Origin of the sequence: Cronobacter muytjensii ATCC 51329 (assembly GCF_001277195.1) — a bacterium.
In the GTDB taxonomy this organism is placed as follows: domain Bacteria; phylum Pseudomonadota; class Gammaproteobacteria; order Enterobacterales; family Enterobacteriaceae; genus Cronobacter; species Cronobacter muytjensii.
The window spans coordinates 2,978,059-2,993,612 of record NZ_CP012268.1; the positions used below are offsets into that span (position 1 = coordinate 2,978,059).

A 15,554-nucleotide genomic window follows, 5' to 3' on the forward strand; every position below is an offset into this window, starting at 1 on the left:
CGCCCCTTTTTTATTAGCGCGTGGCAGGCCAGAGCCACGCCGCGCCGCGCACGCCGCTGGAGTCGCCATGCACCGCTTTACGTACCGGCGTTTCACACTCGCCGCCAAACACCCAGTGTTTCATCAGCGGCGGTACAGTTTTGTAGAGCCGGTCGACGTTACTCATTCCGCCGCCCAGCACAATCACGTCCGGGTCGAGCATATTGACGATATGCGCCAGCGATTTCGCCAGCCGCAGTTCATAACGGCTGAGCGCGAGCTCCGCCACTGCGTCCTGCGCGTCCGCCAGGCGGATGATTTCGCTGCCAGTGAGCGGCTGACCGCTCAGACGATGGTAGTCGGTCGCAAAGCCTGTGCCGGAGATAAAGGTTTCGATACAGCCCTGCTTGCCGCAGTAGCACGGCACCTCTTCGCGATAGCGCAGCTCATCTTCATCCATCCATGGCAGCGGATTATGGCCCCACTCGCCCGCGTTGCCGTTGGCGCCGATATGGCTTCTGCCGCCCAGCGCGATGCCGGAGCCGCAGCCGGTGCCGATGATGACCGCGAACACGGTCTGCGCGCCCGCCGCGGCCCCGTCCACGGCCTCAGAGACAGCGAAACAGTTGGCGTCATTCGCAAGCCGCACTTCACGATTGAGCCGCGCGCTCAGATCTTTATCGAGCGCCTGACCGTTCAGCCAGGTCGAGTTCGCATTCTTCACCACGCCGGTATAAGGCGAAAGCGTGCCGGGTATGCCGACGCCCACCGTACCGCGATCACCGGTTTCCTGCTCGGCAAGCTCAACGAGGCCCGCTATCGTCTCGACGGTTTGCGGATAATCGTCGCGCGGCGTCGGCACGCGGTGGCGAAAACGCGGTTCGCCGTCGTCGTCGAGCGCAATCACTTCGGTTTTGGTGCCGCCTAAATCGATCCCAATACGCACGTCTGCTTCCTCATATTCAATGACTTACCTGGAGAGTAGATAACCTGTCCGTGAAAGGCAATGAAACGCTGCGGCTGATTCGTTATCATGCCCGCTGCGTTTAACTACCAGGCCGTGGAAATCAACATGCTGTGGTTCAAAAATTTAATGGTTTACCGCTTAAACCGCGACGCGGCGCTGCGTGCGGATGAGATGGAAAAACAGTTAGCTGCGTTTACCTTCACCCCGTGCGGCAGCCAGGATATGGCGAAAACCGGCTGGGTGCCGCCGATGGGCGGCGGCAGCGACGCGCTTACCCACGCCGCCAACGGCCAGATCGTGATTTGCGCGCGCAAAGAAGAAAAAATTCTCCCGGCGCCGGTCATCAAACAGGCGCTGGAAGCGAAAATCGCCCGTCTGGAGGCCGATCAGGGCCGCAAACTGAAAAAGACGGAAAAAGATTCGCTCAAAGATGAAGTGCTGCACTCGCTGCTGCCGCGTGCCTTCAGCCGCTTCAGCCAGACCATGATGTGGATAGATACCGCCAGCGGACTTATCGTGGTGGATTGCGCCAGCGCCAAAAAAGCGGAAGACACGCTGGCATTGCTGCGCAAAAGCCTCGGCTCGCTGCCGGTGGTGCCGCTGACGCTGGAAAACCCGATCGAGCTGACGCTTACCGAATGGGTGCGCGCTAATAACGTGCCGCAGGGCTTTCAGTTGCTCGATGAAGCGGAGCTTAAGGCAATCCTTGAAGATGGCGGCGTGATCCGCTGTAAAAAACAGGAGCTGGTGAGCGACGAAATCGCCGTGCATATCGAAGCGGGCAAAGTGGTGACCAAGCTGGCGCTCGACTGGCAACAGCGCGTGCAATTTATGCTGTGCGAGGACGGCTCGCTCAAGCGTCTGAAATTTGCCGACGAGCTGCGCGATCAGAACGACGACATTGCACGTGAAGACGTGGCGCAGCGCTTTGACGCCGATTTCACGCTAATGACTGGCGAACTGGCGGCGCTGATCCAGAACTTAGTGGAAGCGCTGGGCGGCGAAGCCCAGCGTTAATTCGCTCGCGTCGCCCCGTCCGGGGCGGCGCAATTACAGGTAACGACAGAGATAAGAGGTCGGCTCGGCCACCTGCAAATGAAATTCGCTGTGCCCTGGCACGTGAAAGACCTGCCCCGCCTCATACGTTTTCCATTCAGTTTCGCCTGGCAGCAGGACATTCAGCGCGCCGCTGACGACGGTCATCTCTTCCGGCTGCGCGGTGCCAAACGTGTACTCGCCTTCCGCCATCACACCGACGCTGGCGCGGCCTGTGCTGCTGCTGGTGAAGCCAATGGATTTCACTTTACCGGAAAAGTATTCGTTACTCTGAAGCATAAGCAGGCCCTTATCGAAAAAATGGTTGGAAAAACAATATAGAGGGCCAGCCTGAGCGCTGTCACGCAAATTGTGACCCGCGCTCAGACAAGGAGTTCGGAAGCGAGCCGCGCCACCAGAACATTGCTCAGCAGCACTGGCACATCAAGCGACTTTTGCAGTAAATCGCGGTGTTTTTGATGGAAGCCGAGGCAGTCGAGCAGCAAAACATCCGCCCCGCGGGCCAGCAGATCGCGCCCGGCGCCGACCAGCTCGTCTTCCGTACCGTAAAACGGATTAGAGAGCGAGTAGAGCGGCGGGTTTTCCAGCACCTGCCACTTCTGTGCCTGTATATCCATCAGCTCCGGGATCGGCACAATCACCCCCACCTGATGCCCGTCGACAATAGACGCCACCAGCGGCGGAATGATGCGGTCCGGCTCAAGCAATATCGCATTACGCGCCCGCAAACCAGAGAAACGCTGCGTGCTCATCAGTAAAATGACGTCATACCCCTGGTTGTCGAGCACTTCGATAACGCTTTGCAGCGCCCTTTCGGTTTTGGCTTTCGATACCGTCGCTTTTTCGCCGTCAGAGAGCAGGGTCACCAGCGTCTCTTCCTGACCCAACACGCCGTAATCTTCCATGACCTCTTCGCGCGACAGCTTACCCATCAGACTCAGATGGGTGATTTGCTGCTCATCGATATGTTCCGTTAACAGCGGCAGCACCTCGCTGACAGGCACTACGCCGATGGTAATTATCGCCAGAGTCGCACACATTTTTATCGCCTTGGTTTACAGCCTCTCACATTAATAACGACACCCTTTGCCTGAAACTTGAGCGCAAGCGAAGGGGGAATCAGAAAGCGTAGCAGCTTTCCAGCGCAGCACAGGAGACAAACACGCGAAACCGCGCCTGCCGCAGCATAATAATCATAACGTATCGTTAACATTAGCTTTGGATGAAAGGTGTGATACAAAGCGGCAGGCGCATTTTTTCAGACTGGCGGTAAGCGCAGCGACACGCTGGCGCCTGCCGCCATCGGCGGTCAGGACTTATCCGGATCTTCGTAACGGCGCTTGGCATCCAGCGCTTCGTGCTCGGTGGGGTGCTCGCTGATAAGCGTATCGGGCTCCGGGTGATCGGCACGCAGCTGATAGCTGGTGACGGTTTTACCCGGCACGCCTTTTTCAATGGGAACCACGCGCGCTTCGCGCGGATAGGGGGGTCTGCTCGGCATAGCTCTTCCTTAATTATCGGGGACGAGCTTTAAGTATAGACAATCCCGGCACTTAGCTGGCGTGCGCCGGTTGCAGCGCTGCGATAATGCGCGAGACGACGCTTGCCGGGGCGTCGGCGGCGTCAATCACATGATGCGCGCAGGCGCGGTAGAGAACGTCGCGCACTGCCAGCACCTCGGCGATTTCTTCCGTCATCGGCTTGCCGGTGAGCGTCGGGCGCTGCCCTTCTTCCGGAAACGCCTCAAGCCGCTGCGCCAGTACCGCCACGGGCACACTGAGATAAATCACCACGCCGTGCTGGCGCATATACTCGCGATTCTCTTCGCGCAGCACCATGCCGCCGCCTGTCGCCACCACTGTCGCAGGCGCAGTCACCGCCTGCAGCGTCTGGCTTTCACGGTCGCGAAAACCGGGCCAGCCCTCTTTCTCCACCACCTCGGCGACGGTCATTTGCGTCTGCTCAAGCAGCCAGCGGTCAGTATCGGCAAAGCTGTATGCCAGCGCGCGAGCCAGCGCCTCGCCGGTAGTGGTTTTGCCGCAGCCGCGCGCGCCGATTAAATAAATGGGTTGATTCATGGATGGATTACCTCGCCTTTCGCAAGCCACGAAAGGGTGAAAACGCAGGCCGTAAGCCATGAGTTTAACAATAAACTAGTACACAGGACAGGCGTAAATTTAAACTTACAAAAGTGCGGATGTCGCGTGAAACCCCGCGAGGAACAACCGTTCGGGTCAATGCCAAGTGTAAAGCCACGCTACCACTCGCAAGAATACGCAAAACGCGCCCACCATACTTGAAAGGGAACGCCCGGCACAACCCCACTATCCGCCGCACCCGGTTACATATTTCTTATTTCCTTTACGCACCGGACATTTACAAGTGTGGATTTTTCTCCAGACTTACTATTATCGCGTTCAATGACAGAGGGATGAATCATGCAATCTGAAGAGCAACGTCTGATCGACGGGCTTTTTGACCGACTCAAAGCCGCCGGCGAAAACAGCGCGCCGCGCGACGCGGACGCCGAGCGCTGGATTGAGCAGCACATGCGCGCTCAGCCGGGCGCGGCGTACTATATGGCGCAAACCATTCTTATCCAGGAAGCGGCCATGAAACAGCTTAATGGCCGTATTCAGGCGCTGGAAGCGGAAGTGGAACAGCTTAAGCATTCCGCCAGCCGCCAGCAGAGCAGCGGCGGCTTCCTGGCCGGGCTGTTTGGCGGCAATAAGCACGAACAGGAACCGCCGCGTCCGCAGGCGGTCGCTCGCGGCTCTGATCCTATCCCCGGCGCGCAGCAGTACCAGAGCGCCCCGCCCGCTGGTTATGCGCCGCAGGCGGCCCAGGGCCAGTATTACAATAACGCCCCGCGCGGCGGCGGCTTTATGGCGGGCGCTCTGCAGACTGCGGCAGGCGTCGCGGGCGGCGTGGTGCTTGGCAATATGCTGACCAGCATGTTCAGTCACCACCAGCCGCAAGAACTCGTCAATATCATCAACGAACCGGCGCAACCGGCAGATAACACCCCGGTGAATGCCGTGGAAGATTACAACCAGGCGGATGACAGCCAGTTCCTGAATCAGGACGCCGGGTTGCAACAGGACAACAGCAACGATTATGTGCCGGCAAGCGGCGAAGAAGACTGGAATAACGACTTCGCGGGCGATGACTTTGGCGGCGATGATTTCGGCGGCGACGACGATAACTGGGTCTAAGCCTGCCGCTTCTGGCCGCTGAGCCATTTGTCGAGCTCAGCGGCGAACTGCTGGCGGTCGCGCTGGCTCAGGGCGTCCGGACCGCCGGTCTGGATGCCGCTGGCGCGCAGCGTATCCATGAAATCGCGCATCGTCAGGCGCTCGCGGATCGTGGCTTCGCTGTAACGTTCGCCTCGCGGGTTCAGCGCCACCGCTCCTTTCGCTATGACCTCAGCGGCCAGGGGAATATCCGCTGTCACGACTAAATCGCCCGGCTCGCAACAGCGCACAATCTCGTTATCCGCCACGTCGAAACCCGCAGGCACCTGGCGCGCGCGGATAAACCGCGAGGGCGGCACGCGCAGCGGCTGGTTCGCCACCAGCACCACGTGCGTTTCGGTACGCTCGGCGGCGCGGAACAGCACTTCTTTAATCACTTTCGGACACGCGTCGGCATCCACCCAGACTGGCATTACGACTCCTGATTATCGGCGGGAATAATGGAGATTTTGCCATTTTTCTCAAGGATGGCGAATTTTATCTCCTCCAGCCGCTCAATCCCCTGGCTGGTGCGGGCAGAGCTTAAGATATCGTCGCGGGAAATTCCGGATTTTTTCATGCGCGCAGTGAGTAGCCGACCATTCTCCACAAGGATCAGCGGCGAGCCGTCGAGCAGCAAATCGAGACGCGGAAACGCGTTTTTCAACCAGCTCAGCACGATATCCAGCACAATCAACGTAATGATAGTGATGGCCGCGCCGGTGAAGGAGAAATCGTTGCCGAGCAGCGCCTGCTGGGTCGCCTCGCTGATGATAAGCAGCAGCACGAAATCAAATGAGTTCATCTCCATTAAGGTGCGGCGACCGGCGATTTTCAGCACCACCAGCAGCAGAAAATACATGCCTGCGGCGCGTAATACGCTGTCCATATTGTTCTCCTACGGATAAACCCACTGGGTGAGATGTACCGGCGACGCGCCGTTCAGCGTCACGGTAGAGCTCAGGCGCCCCGCCGATTGCGGCTGCGTCACCATCCAGACCGCGTGCGCGCCATCCGGCGTCGGCGGGAAGGTGAGCGTCAGGGTGTGCTGGCCGGTATGCGCGACGACCGGTTGCGGCTGGAGCGTTTGCAGCACGAAGCGATCGGGGAGAGCGCCGCCGAAGGTCAGCGTCACCGGCTGGTTTTTCGGCCCCTGAATGCGCAGCGCAAACGGCTCGTCACTCTCGGCGCGCAGAAAACGCTGGTATTCGATGGTCAGGCTTTTTTCGCGGTTGGTGATTGAGGTTTCGCTCAGCCAGCCGTCGGAAAACCCGCCGAGCAGCGCGATAACGACAATCGTAAACAGCAGCCAGTTTCCGCCCTGCTGTATGCGCCACTCGACGCGCTGGGCATGCATATGTTCGCGCACCGGCGTCTCCCGGCTGACGCGTTCGTCAGAAACAGATTTCGCCATCACACATCTCCCTGGATTCAGGATAAGCGTAGCCGAAGCCTTAACGGATTGCCTGAAAGCGCGTTAAGCTATACCCCTTGTGATTCTGGACGCGATAAAACGGAGTGATGCTGTGGAGAAGAAAACAGGCTTTATCGGTTGCGGCAATATGGGCAAGGCGATTCTTGGCGGGCTGCTGGCGAGCGGCCAGGCGCGGGCGGAGAACGTCTGGGTGTATACGCCCTCTGAAGAGAGCCAGGCGGCGCTGAAGCAGGAATATGGCGTTAATACCGCCTCCAGCGCGCAGGAGGTCGCTCAGGCGGCGGATATCGTCATCGGCGCGGTGAAGCCCAACATCATGCTGAAAGTGATGAGCGATATCGCCTCCAGTCTGAACAAAGATTCGCTGGTGGTCTCTATCGCCGCCGGTATCACGCTTGACCAGCTCGCAACCGTGCTGGGACACGATCGCAAAATTATCCGCACCATGCCGAACACGCCGTCGCTGGTGGGCGCCGGTATGACCTCCATCACCCCGAACGCGCTCGCCAGCGACGAAGATATCCAGAATGTGCTCGCGATGTTCCGAAGCTTCGGCGAGGCGGAAGTGGTGGCGGAGTACCTGATCCATCCGGTGGTGGGCGTGAGTGGTTCCGCGCCGGCGTATGTCTTTATGTTTATCGAGGCAATGGCCGACGCGGCCGTGCTTGGCGGTATGCCGCGCGCGCAGGCTTATAAATTCGCCGCGCAGGCGGTGATGGGCTCGGCGAAAATGGTGCTGGAGACCGGCAAACATCCGGGCGAGCTGAAAGATATGGTCTGCTCGCCAGGCGGCACGACCATCGAGGCGGTGCGGGTACTGGAAGAGCGCGGCATGCGCGCCGCCGTGATTGAAGCGATGGCCCAGTGCATGGCCAAATCGGAAAAGCTCAGCAAGGGCTAAAAAACAAAGGGCTACCCGCGGTAGCCCTTTTTGTTGGCTCACTGCCCGATATCGCGCAGTTTCTTGCCAGACATCAGGTTTTTCTCGATATGTTCGAGCGTGACGTTTTTGGTTTCCGGAATAAGCCAGAACGTGACGCCGACAAAGGCGATGTTCAGCGCCGTATAAAGCCAGAACGTGCCCGCTGCGCCGATATGATCGATAAGCGTCAGGAAGGTGGCGCCGATAATCATGTTCGATACCCAGTTGGTCGTGGTCGAACAGGTGACGCCAAAATCACGGCACTTCAGCGGCTGAATTTCCGAGCATAAAATCCACACCACGGGCGCGGCGCTCATGGCGTAGCCCGCGATACACATCATGGTCATGCCGACGGACAGCCACGAAATACCGGTGGAGATCTGCCCCCGGTCGACCTGCATCAGGCAGTAGCCGAGCACCAGCGTGCCGAGCGCCATCACGCTGAAGCCGATTTTCAGCGCCGGTTTGCGCCCTGCTTTATCCACGGTAAATACCGCGATAAACGTGGCGAGCATAAAGGTAAGCCCCACCACGACGGTTGCGATCATCTGCTGTTCGGTGCTGGCGAACCCCGCCATCTGAAAGATCTTCGGCGAGTAATACATGATGATGTTCATACCGGTAAATTGCTGCATCGCCTGCAACAACATTCCAAGAAACACGGCGCGGCGCACGTTGCGGTTGGCGGTGAACAGCGCCCAGCCGCCCTGCTTCACCTTCAGGCTTTCGCGAATTTCGTTAAGCTCCTCGCGCGCTTTTTCCGAGGTGTCGCGTAGCATCCGCAGCACATTTTCCGCCTCGATATGCATCCCTTTGGCTGCCAGCCAGCGGGGACTGTTCGGCAAAAACACCACCATTACCAGCAGGATCACGGCGGGCAGCGCCAGCACACCCAGCATGGCGCGCCAGTTGCCGCTGTAACTGAGCGCGGTATCAGACAGAAACGCCAGCAGAATGCCGAGCGTCACCATTAGCTGATACAGGCTTATCATCTTGCCGCGCACTTTCTCGGACGCCATCTCCGAGAGGTATAGCGGCGCGGTGTAGGAGGCGATCCCGACCGCGATACCGAGGATCACACGGGCGGCGAGCAGCACTTCCAGCGAATGCGCAAACGCGGATCCGAGCGATCCGAGAATAAACAGCACGGCGCCCGCCAGCAGGCTGTATTTACGCCCGAGCCGCGAGGAGAGCCAGCCGTTAAACAGCGCGCCCAGCGCTGCCCCGAGCATCATGCTGCTCACTACCCATTCCTGGGCGCGGCTGCTTAAGCTGAAATGATCGGTGATAAAGGGCAGCGCCCCGGCGATAACGCCGATATCCAGGCCAAACAGCAGGCCCGCGACAGCGGCAGAAACAGAAACAAACAGGTTCATGCGGCGCGCTTTACGTTCCTGAGCGCTGGCAGCAGGCGTGACTTCACTTACCGAGGACATCTTTTTTCTCCCGTTAAAGGCAATCGGCCATCTTCATAACGGTAGTGGCAACGCCGCTGAGCGGTCAGGCGGGAAACGGCGAAGATATGGATAAAATTGCTGTGAAGTAATGTTTTGTGATGCAGGTTATAAAACCGAAAAATCGCTTCACCTCGCGCTATATCCCCGCATGGTGGGAATTAATGTGATAAAGCGCCATATTTTTAAAACAACACAACGTTAATCCGCCGTTTCTCTCATGGACAATCAGAGAGTTTCCTGTTTCCGTCAGAGAGGCTGGCGGCTTTTTAACCCGCCGGAAAACGGCGCGCCATCGGCAGGCGAGCACAGAACGTACAGCCGCCAGCCGCCGCTATATAAAAGTAAGAGAGAAAAATCGCAGCCGGTTATTTCTGTCGTCGTATTTGTCAGCCAGACAATAATCTTATGACGCACATAAAAATAGCTGCGCTGATAAAGGAGAGGCGGGCGTAATTAACGAAAGCGTGATACGGTAAAATTATTATTACAAAAGCGCCATACCTGCAGGATAAAGCGCGCGACAAAGGGAGAAAGGGTCTGAAAATAATGGCAGTATCGCAGGGTATTTCCTGATGCACATAACGGGAATAACGCCTCCTGAAAATAGCGCTGGCGAATAACGCTGTGTCGCAAGCGTAGCGCAATCATGTGACAGAAAAATAACGCGGCTCCCCCTTCACCTGTTTATGATCTGGGGTGCCGCAGCAGCTTTTTTACGTATTGCTGGAGCAGTTCGGTATCGCGCTGCGGAATGTGGCTGTCCGGCTGTACGCCTTCGAGCGCCCCTTCCACGCTCGCAATCAGCGTCTGTTGCGTTTCGTTATCCAGATGACGCAGCAAGGCGGTGACGACAATCTCCAGAGCCTCGACCTGCGCCACCAGCTCTTTAGACTCTTCTTCCTTTTCTGCAAGCTTGACCAGCAACTCAGCTATAAGGTTTTTCATCACTGTCTTCCCGTGAAATTGTTGCTGAGAAGTTATCATTAGCCGTCGGGATTGCCTAGTGATCGCAGCGGCTTTTTTTAATGGCGCATCGGTTTTGTGCGGCGCCACAAAAAATTCCCGTGAGCGAAACGTTTTACTGACTGGAATAAATCAATGCCGCTAAGAAAACGATTATCCGCCCTCGCTTAACAGCGGCCTGACGTAAGAAATTAATTCCCCCGCGCGGCGGCAGTTTAATTATTTACAGCTTTTGCGTTACGTCTTAAGGCTGCGGCAAATTGCCACACGTTCAGCAGCAGCACTATCGCCGTGGCGATAAAAACCCAACGGTAACCGGCGGCAGCGGAGATCCCGGCCCCCATCAGCGGCCCCAGCACGTTGCCGAGATACATAAACGACTGGTTGTACCCAAATATACGTCCGGTCACGTTATCGGAGGAGTATTTCACCAGCAGCGTCTGCACCGCCGGGAACATCGCGCCGTCGGCAAAGCCGAGCAGAAAACGCAGCACCGCGAGCTGTAGCGGCGAGGTGACGAACGACATGGCGAAAAAGAGCACGACCGCGACCACCAGCGTCGCCATCAGCACCCGCGCAGTGCCGATGCGGTCGCCAAGCCGCCCGAGGCGAGGTGCGCTCAGGAGCGCCGACACACCAGGCACCGCCGCGATCATCCCGCTTAAAAAGGCGATATTGCTGCTGTCCGGCGTCAGCTCTTTGATAAACAGCGCCAGAATGGGGCTGACGGAGCCGTTAGAGAGCTGAATGACCATCGTGGTGATAAACAGGCTCACCACCAGCCACGGCGCGGGAAGCGAGGCGAACACGGCTTTGCCGCTAAGCTGTTCGCTTCTGGAAAGCGCTGTACGGGCACCCTCTTTAATCAGAAATAACGTTACCGCGAAGCTTATCATCAGCAGCAGCGCGGTTATCAAAAAGACCGGGCGCAGCCCGACGCTGTCAGCGAGGAAACCGCCCATCAGCGGGCCTAAAATCACGCCGCTTATTTGCGCGGTGGAAAGCGTACTGAGCGCCCAGCCGCTGCGGTCGCGCGGCACCTGCGAGGCCACCAGCGCCATCGCGTTAGGGATATACCCGGAGGTGAGCCCCATCAGCGCGCGCAGCGCGAAGAGCTGCCAGACGCTGGTCGCGAACGCCTGCAACAGGATAGCCACTGCCATGCCAAGCGAGGCGCGCAGCAGCATCAGCTTGCGGCCTTTGCGGTCGGCGAGGCTTCCCCAGAGCGGCGAGACAAACGCGGAGACGAGAAAGGTGACGCTGAACGTCAACCCTGACCAGAGCGACAGCGCCTCGTGCGACTGCACGCCGAGCTCGGCGACATACAGCGGCAAAAACGGAAGGATTTGACTGATAGCAAGGCCGGTAAAAAAACAGCCAAACCAGACGGAGATAAGATTAACCTTCCAGGATTCCATACGCGCGCTATCTGCTTTCTGTAAGTCGATGAAGTATAAGAGTATCAGGATGCGCCAAAAGACATATGCCCATCAGTGCGGCCTGAGATATTTTGGATGCTTATTATTAATATAAAATCGTTTGTGACATTTATCACACCAGAGCGCCGCCTGCGCCGACGATTATCCTTAGCGGCAAATGCCAAAACCGCGCATGCCTAAGTGAAAATGGTTGGCGTGCGCCGCGTTATAGTCCGGCCCCAGCGCGTTGCCGAAGTAGAGACAGCTCTGGCCGAACAGCGCGCGCAGCGTCTCGCCGCGCGGGCCGCTCTCCTTCCAGCCTTTCAGCACGCTTATCTGCTGGCCGTTGGCAAAACGAAAGGCGCTGATATCCAGCGCGTCCGCCGTCGCGTGTTCGCTTAAACGCGCATTAGCACGATGATAGATATTGCGACAGGCGTAACTGCCGTAGTGGTCGATGCGCACCAGCGGGCTGCCCATCACAGAGGCGCTGATGGGTTTCGCCTGCTGCTGCACATACATGGCGCTGCTGAGCGCCAGCGGGCAGCTTGCGAGAAACGAACTGCTGAGTTTCACCTCGCCGAAGCTTTGCACCCGCACCGGCGAATTCAGCGGGCAGTTGCCCCGGGTCGATGCCTGGACGCGGTACTGGATCATGTCCCGCTTACGGGCTTCGTCGAGTAGCGCCAGACACGCCTGCGGATTTTTCGCCATCTGGCGCAGTTTGTAGCGCGTCACCATCGTCGGCGGATCGAGCGGCGAGAGTGGCGCGAAGGGGTTGTACCAGGCGGGCAGAGAATCATACAGCCAGACGCCTGCCAGCGCCGTTAACGCCAGGGTCGTTACCATCGCTATCCCTTTTTTCGCCATGCCACCGCCAGAAAACCAGACACAAAATCAAAGTATAACCGCTTCGCGCTGCGTGGCGACGAACCACATGAATCCACCTGCCGGGCGTGCTATGTTGTGGACTTTCGTCTGCTTTGAGGATGGTTGTAAAAATGGCAAAACTGCGCGTGGGCATTGTGTTTGGCGGAAAATCGGCGGAGCACGAAGTGTCGCTTCAGTCGGCGAAAAATATCGTCGATGCGATTGATAAAGAAAAATTCGACGTGGTGCTGCTTGGCATTGATAAACAAGGCCAGTGGCATGTTAACGACGCGTCGCACTATCTGCTGAATGCCGATAACCCGGCGCGCATCGCCCTGCACCGCTCGGAGAAAAACGTCGCGCTGATCCCGGGCCAGCAAGCGCAGCAGCTGATTGATTCTGACAACCGCCAGGCGCTGCCGCAACTGGATGTGATTTTCCCCATCGTTCACGGCACGCTCGGCGAAGATGGTTCCCTGCAAGGGATGCTGCGCATGGCAAATATTCCGTTTGTCGGCGCAGGCGTGCTGGGTTCGGCGGTCAGCATGGATAAAGACGTCGCCAAGCGACTGCTGCGCGACGCCGGTCTCGCCGTCGCGCCGTTTATTACCCTTACCCGCGCAAACCGCCAGCGCATCACCTTCGCCGAGGTTAAAGCGCAGCTGGGCCTGCCGCTGTTCGTCAAACCGGCGAACCAGGGCTCATCGGTCGGCGTCAGTAAAGTCAACGACGAGGCGCAGTTCCACGCCGCCGTGGCGCTGGCCTTTGAATTCGATCATAAAGTGGTGGTGGAAACCGGCATTCAGGGCCGTGAGATCGAGTGCGCGGTGCTGGGCAACGAGGATCCTCAGGCGAGCACCTGCGGCGAGATCGTGGTCAACAGCGAGTTTTACTCTTACGACACCAAATACATCGACGATCAGGCCGCCCGCGTGGTGGTGCCTGCCGATATCGCGCCTGAGATCAACGAGAAGATCCGAGCCATCGCCGTGCGCGCGTTTCAGGCGCTGGAGTGCGCTGGCCTCGCGCGCGTGGACGTTTTCCTGACGCCGGAAAACGAGGTGATTATTAATGAGATCAACACGCTGCCGGGCTTTACCAATATCAGTATGTATCCGAAACTGTGGCAGGCGAGCGGCATCGGTTACCAGGCACTGATCACCCGCCTGATTGAACTGGCGCTGGAGCGTCATCGCGCCGACGCGTCGCTGAAAAGCTCCATCACCGGTTAAAGCGTTACTCTTCCGCCGCGCCCGGTTCTTCGGGGCGACGGCGGATAATAAAGCCCGCTATCCAGAAGCAGATAACCCAGGTCACCAGCCCCACCGCATAGGTTTGCCAGCCTTTCGCTTCAAACCCCAGCAGGCCAATCACGCCGTTCATAATAAAAATCAGGCCCAGCGCGACCGCGTAATAGTGCCAGTCACGGCGAATTTTGGCAGAGAGTTGCATGGTTACTCCGAAAGCGTCAAAAAAAGCATCTTCGCATATCCTCTGACGCCTGTCTGTGGCCCGCGTCGCGCGGTGTGAAGCGCGTTACGGTTACGCTTAAAAAACGCCGAAAAGCGTCAGAAACCGGAATATCTGTGGGCCATCGTGCTGCGCGCGGAGAGCAGGAAAAGTCTGAATGTTAACCATTTATTAATGCAGTTACAGAAATGTGAGAATCGACATAATTTTGACATTCAGGAGTAATCTGCCCGCCAAATTACCACGAATCCGATATTGACAAATAAAATCTCCTGCCAAACTTCCCCTGTAGCACCTGGCGTCACGCCAGTACGAAGGTCGAACACCCCGGAGGTCTGTATGGCTGAGATATCGTTACCCAAACCCATAATCGCCGGGAAACCTGGAAGATCGTCCGCGCTGGGCAACCTCGCTTACGCGCTGTTTGTGTTGTTCTCTTTCTGGGTTGGCGCGCAACTCCTGAATGTCGTGGTGCATGCGCCAGGCGTTCTGGATAATCTGATGCAGATGCAGGAAAACGGCCGTCCCCAAATCAAAATGGGACTCGCGGTCGGCACCGTGTTCGCGCTGGTGCCGTTTCTGGCAGGCTGCGTCTTTGCGATGGTCATGGCGTTTTTCTTCCGCCTGCGACGTCATCGCCTTTAATCTTTACTCATACAGCGTGCCCGACGGTCGTCCACGCGCTTTGCAAACCACGCCGTGGTGAGCTTACGCGTGATCTTCGGGCTTTCCAGTTGAATACCCGGCAGTAACTCGCGTGGAAGCGCCTTACCGGCGCGTTTGTCCGCCAGCGCAAACACCTTTTTATAAAGCTCGCTGTCGCTGAAATCTTCGCTATCCCCTTTCGCCAGCGCGCGATGAATCGCGCTCTCGCTCATGTCCAGCCTGCCCGCCAGTTTACGCACCGCATTTTCGGTAGCGCCCGGCTCGCTGCTGTCGTAACGAATGACATCACCGTCCAGCGCCAGCTTCACGCCACTCGCTTTGCTGACCGCATTCTGAAACGCCGCGTTGCGGCTCGCGTACCAGCCGGCGTTGAAATCGGCGAAGCGATAGAGCGGGCGCGAGTAATCCGCCGGGTAGTTAAGCAGATGCCAGATGCCGAACCAGAGGCCGCCGCGCCGCGTAAAGACCTCCTGGCGCAGTGTGCCGTCGATATCATACGGGTAGCCGCGCGCGTGCGCTTCGGCAAAGGCGATGCTCACCTGCATTGGCCCGCCGGTATGCACCGGGTTCAGGTTGCCGAACAGCGTCTGGCCGAGCGGCACCATGCCGATGAAATCGTCGAAAATCGCGCTCAGCTCACGTTCAGACTTCACGTTATCGAGCCGTTCGCTGTAGCTTTTGCCATTAGGGGATTTAATCAGCAGCGCGGTGCGCACCACGAAAGCGGGAATATGCAACTTACCGGCGCGGCGCTCTATCTCCTTCCAGGCAATCTTGCCAAGCCCCGGCACCTGCGGATCGGCCTGATAATTCGACTCCTGCTCCGCCACCGCCAGCACTGAACAGATGTTCTCTTCGCTGGGCGTTATCTTCTGCATTTCAAACGCGCGGGCGATATCGCGCGCCCAGCCGTCCCGGTCTTTCACGCTGGCGGGCATTTTTTGCTTCACCACGGCGCGCACGTCGAGCGGCTTCGCGCCCTTTTCTGTGGTTGAGGTCTGGCTGGTACAGCCCGCCAGCGCCAGCAGGGCGGCGAGCGTAAGGGGACGAAAACGAGCTGGCAAGGCAAGCGTGGCGGCCATGATAATCCTGTCAGGCTGGGTTCAGGCCGTTTACCC

Annotated in this window: 19 protein-coding genes; 5 read left to right on the forward strand and 14 right to left on the reverse strand. The window is 58.1% G+C overall.

All coding sequences use genetic code 11. The features are described from left to right. Positions 1 to 13: 13 nt before the first annotated feature. Positions 14 to 925: a fructokinase gene (gene mak / locus AFK63_RS13765; protein ID WP_038864386.1), complete on the reverse strand. Its 912-nt coding sequence runs from the start codon at positions 923 to 925 to the stop codon at positions 14 to 16. Positions 926 to 1,051: 126 nt separating this feature from the next. Between mak and rdgC the strand changes: the two genes are divergently transcribed. Then, positions 1,052 to 1,963, forward strand: a complete 912-nt coding sequence (gene rdgC, locus AFK63_RS13770) for a recombination-associated protein RdgC (RefSeq protein WP_038864394.1) — start codon at positions 1,052 to 1,054, stop codon at positions 1,961 to 1,963. A gap of 33 nt (positions 1,964 to 1,996) precedes the next feature. Here the strand turns inward: rdgC and ppnP are convergent, their stop codons facing one another. The 4 genes from ppnP to aroL form a co-directional block, all read right to left on the reverse strand. Next, positions 1,997 to 2,281 (reverse strand): pyrimidine/purine nucleoside phosphorylase, encoded by a 285-nt coding sequence (gene ppnP, locus AFK63_RS13775; protein WP_038864387.1) that lies wholly within the window; start codon positions 2,279 to 2,281, stop codon positions 1,997 to 1,999. A gap of 83 nt (positions 2,282 to 2,364) precedes the next feature. Continuing rightward, on the reverse strand, positions 2,365 to 3,042 hold the full coding sequence (locus AFK63_RS13780) for an AroM family protein (protein ID WP_038864388.1): 678 nt from the start codon (positions 3,040 to 3,042) through the stop codon (positions 2,365 to 2,367). Between the two features lie 269 nt (positions 3,043 to 3,311). Next, a complete protein-coding gene (locus AFK63_RS13785) occupies positions 3,312 to 3,503 on the reverse strand; it encodes a YaiA family protein (RefSeq protein WP_038864389.1) in 192 nt (63 codons plus the stop codon). Between the two features lie 52 nt (positions 3,504 to 3,555). Beyond that, the gene (aroL, locus tag AFK63_RS13790) at positions 3,556 to 4,080 is read right to left on the reverse strand and encodes a shikimate kinase AroL (RefSeq protein ID WP_038864390.1); all 525 of its coding nucleotides are present in this window, start codon (positions 4,078 to 4,080) and stop codon (positions 3,556 to 3,558) included. Positions 4,081 to 4,440: 360 nt separating this feature from the next. On the opposite strand from aroL, the gene AFK63_RS13795 reads away from it, so the two are divergent. Continuing rightward, complete coding sequence (locus tag AFK63_RS13795; RefSeq protein ID WP_053531578.1) at positions 4,441 to 5,217, forward strand: DUF2076 domain-containing protein; 777 nt, start codon at positions 4,441 to 4,443, stop codon at positions 5,215 to 5,217. Here the strand turns inward: AFK63_RS13795 and AFK63_RS13800 are convergent. Genes AFK63_RS13800 through AFK63_RS13810 form a run of 3 tightly spaced genes read right to left on the reverse strand, consistent with a single transcriptional unit; the run spans position 5,214 to position 6,649 of the window. Then, positions 5,214 to 5,669, reverse strand: coding sequence for a YaiI/YqxD family protein (locus AFK63_RS13800; RefSeq protein ID WP_038864397.1), 456 nt, complete (start codon positions 5,667 to 5,669; stop codon positions 5,214 to 5,216). The genes AFK63_RS13795 and AFK63_RS13800 overlap by 4 nt on opposite strands. Further along, positions 5,669 to 6,124, reverse strand: coding sequence for a DUF421 domain-containing protein (locus tag AFK63_RS13805; RefSeq protein ID WP_038864398.1), 456 nt, complete (start codon positions 6,122 to 6,124; stop codon positions 5,669 to 5,671). The genes AFK63_RS13800 and AFK63_RS13805 overlap by 1 nt, the downstream gene beginning before the upstream one ends. A 9-nt stretch (positions 6,125 to 6,133) precedes the next feature. Next, on the reverse strand, positions 6,134 to 6,649 hold the full coding sequence (locus tag AFK63_RS13810) for a hypothetical protein (protein WP_038864400.1): 516 nt from the start codon (positions 6,647 to 6,649) through the stop codon (positions 6,134 to 6,136). Between the two features lie 112 nt (positions 6,650 to 6,761). Here AFK63_RS13810 and proC point away from each other — a divergent pair, with 112 nt between their 5' ends. After that, entirely contained in the window at positions 6,762 to 7,571 is an 810-nt protein-coding gene (proC, locus tag AFK63_RS13815; protein WP_038864401.1) for a pyrroline-5-carboxylate reductase, read from the forward strand. 38 nt (positions 7,572 to 7,609) lie between these two features. On the opposite strand, the gene AFK63_RS13820 is transcribed toward proC, so the two are convergent. From AFK63_RS13820 to AFK63_RS13835, 4 genes are all read right to left on the reverse strand, one after another. After that, entirely contained in the window at positions 7,610 to 9,028 is a 1,419-nt protein-coding gene (locus tag AFK63_RS13820) for a sugar porter family MFS transporter (RefSeq protein ID WP_038864402.1), read from the reverse strand. Between the two features lie 705 nt (positions 9,029 to 9,733). Further along, a complete protein-coding gene (gene iraP / locus AFK63_RS13825) occupies positions 9,734 to 9,994 on the reverse strand; it encodes an anti-adapter protein IraP (RefSeq protein WP_038864404.1) in 261 nt (86 codons plus the stop codon). A 233-nt stretch (positions 9,995 to 10,227) separates the two neighbouring features. Beyond that, complete coding sequence (locus tag AFK63_RS13830; RefSeq protein ID WP_038864405.1) at positions 10,228 to 11,430, reverse strand: multidrug efflux MFS transporter; 1,203 nt, start codon at positions 11,428 to 11,430, stop codon at positions 10,228 to 10,230. A 168-nt stretch (positions 11,431 to 11,598) separates the two neighbouring features. Then, positions 11,599 to 12,300: an extensin-like domain-containing protein gene (locus tag AFK63_RS13835; RefSeq protein ID WP_038864406.1), complete on the reverse strand. Its 702-nt coding sequence runs from the start codon at positions 12,298 to 12,300 to the stop codon at positions 11,599 to 11,601. Between the two features lie 131 nt (positions 12,301 to 12,431). On the opposite strand from AFK63_RS13835, the gene ddlA reads away from it, so the two are divergent. Beyond that, positions 12,432 to 13,532: a D-alanine--D-alanine ligase gene (gene ddlA / locus AFK63_RS13840; RefSeq protein WP_038864407.1), complete on the forward strand. Its 1,101-nt coding sequence runs from the start codon at positions 12,432 to 12,434 to the stop codon at positions 13,530 to 13,532. Between the two features lie 4 nt (positions 13,533 to 13,536). Here the strand turns inward: ddlA and AFK63_RS13845 are convergent, their stop codons facing one another. Next, on the reverse strand, positions 13,537 to 13,752 hold the full coding sequence (locus AFK63_RS13845) for a DUF2754 family protein (protein WP_038864408.1): 216 nt from the start codon (positions 13,750 to 13,752) through the stop codon (positions 13,537 to 13,539). 357 nt (positions 13,753 to 14,109) lie between these two features. Between AFK63_RS13845 and AFK63_RS13850 the strand changes: the two genes are divergently transcribed. Beyond that, a complete protein-coding gene (locus AFK63_RS13850) occupies positions 14,110 to 14,415 on the forward strand; it encodes a DUF2755 family protein (protein WP_038864409.1) in 306 nt (101 codons plus the stop codon). Here the strand turns inward: AFK63_RS13850 and AFK63_RS13855 are convergent. Then, positions 14,412 to 15,518: a DUF1615 domain-containing protein gene (locus AFK63_RS13855; protein ID WP_038864410.1), complete on the reverse strand. Its 1,107-nt coding sequence runs from the start codon at positions 15,516 to 15,518 to the stop codon at positions 14,412 to 14,414. The genes AFK63_RS13850 and AFK63_RS13855 overlap by 4 nt on opposite strands. Positions 15,519 to 15,554 lie beyond the last annotated feature (36 nt).

Coding starts and splice junctions, on each gene's coding strand:
- rdgC (WP_038864394.1), top strand. CDS start 1,052: ATGCTGTGGTTCAAAAATTTAATGGTTTACCGCTTAAACCGCGACGCG.
- ppnP (WP_038864387.1), bottom strand. CDS start 2,281: ATGCTTCAGAGTAACGAATACTTTTCCGGTAAAGTGAAATCCATTGGC.
- AFK63_RS13780 (WP_038864388.1), bottom strand. CDS start 3,042: ATGTGTGCGACTCTGGCGATAATTACCATCGGCGTAGTGCCTGTCAGC.
- AFK63_RS13785 (WP_038864389.1), bottom strand. CDS start 3,503: ATGCCGAGCAGACCCCCCTATCCGCGCGAAGCGCGCGTGGTTCCCATT.
- aroL (WP_038864390.1), bottom strand. CDS start 4,080: ATGAATCAACCCATTTATTTAATCGGCGCGCGCGGCTGCGGCAAAACC.
- AFK63_RS13795 (WP_053531578.1), top strand. CDS start 4,441: ATGCAATCTGAAGAGCAACGTCTGATCGACGGGCTTTTTGACCGACTC.
- AFK63_RS13800 (WP_038864397.1), bottom strand. CDS start 5,669: ATGCCAGTCTGGGTGGATGCCGACGCGTGTCCGAAAGTGATTAAAGAA.
- AFK63_RS13805 (WP_038864398.1), bottom strand. CDS start 6,124: ATGGACAGCGTATTACGCGCCGCAGGCATGTATTTTCTGCTGCTGGTG.
- AFK63_RS13810 (WP_038864400.1), bottom strand. CDS start 6,649: ATGGCGAAATCTGTTTCTGACGAACGCGTCAGCCGGGAGACGCCGGTG.
- AFK63_RS13820 (WP_038864402.1), bottom strand. CDS start 9,028: ATGTCCTCGGTAAGTGAAGTCACGCCTGCTGCCAGCGCTCAGGAACGT.
- iraP (WP_038864404.1), bottom strand. CDS start 9,994: ATGAAAAACCTTATAGCTGAGTTGCTGGTCAAGCTTGCAGAAAAGGAA.
- AFK63_RS13830 (WP_038864405.1), bottom strand. CDS start 11,430: ATGGAATCCTGGAAGGTTAATCTTATCTCCGTCTGGTTTGGCTGTTTT.
- AFK63_RS13835 (WP_038864406.1), bottom strand. CDS start 12,300: ATGGCGAAAAAAGGGATAGCGATGGTAACGACCCTGGCGTTAACGGCG.
- ddlA (WP_038864407.1), top strand. CDS start 12,432: ATGGCAAAACTGCGCGTGGGCATTGTGTTTGGCGGAAAATCGGCGGAG.
- AFK63_RS13845 (WP_038864408.1), bottom strand. CDS start 13,752: ATGCAACTCTCTGCCAAAATTCGCCGTGACTGGCACTATTACGCGGTC.
- AFK63_RS13850 (WP_038864409.1), top strand. CDS start 14,110: ATGGCTGAGATATCGTTACCCAAACCCATAATCGCCGGGAAACCTGGA.
- AFK63_RS13855 (WP_038864410.1), bottom strand. CDS start 15,518: ATGGCCGCCACGCTTGCCTTGCCAGCTCGTTTTCGTCCCCTTACGCTC.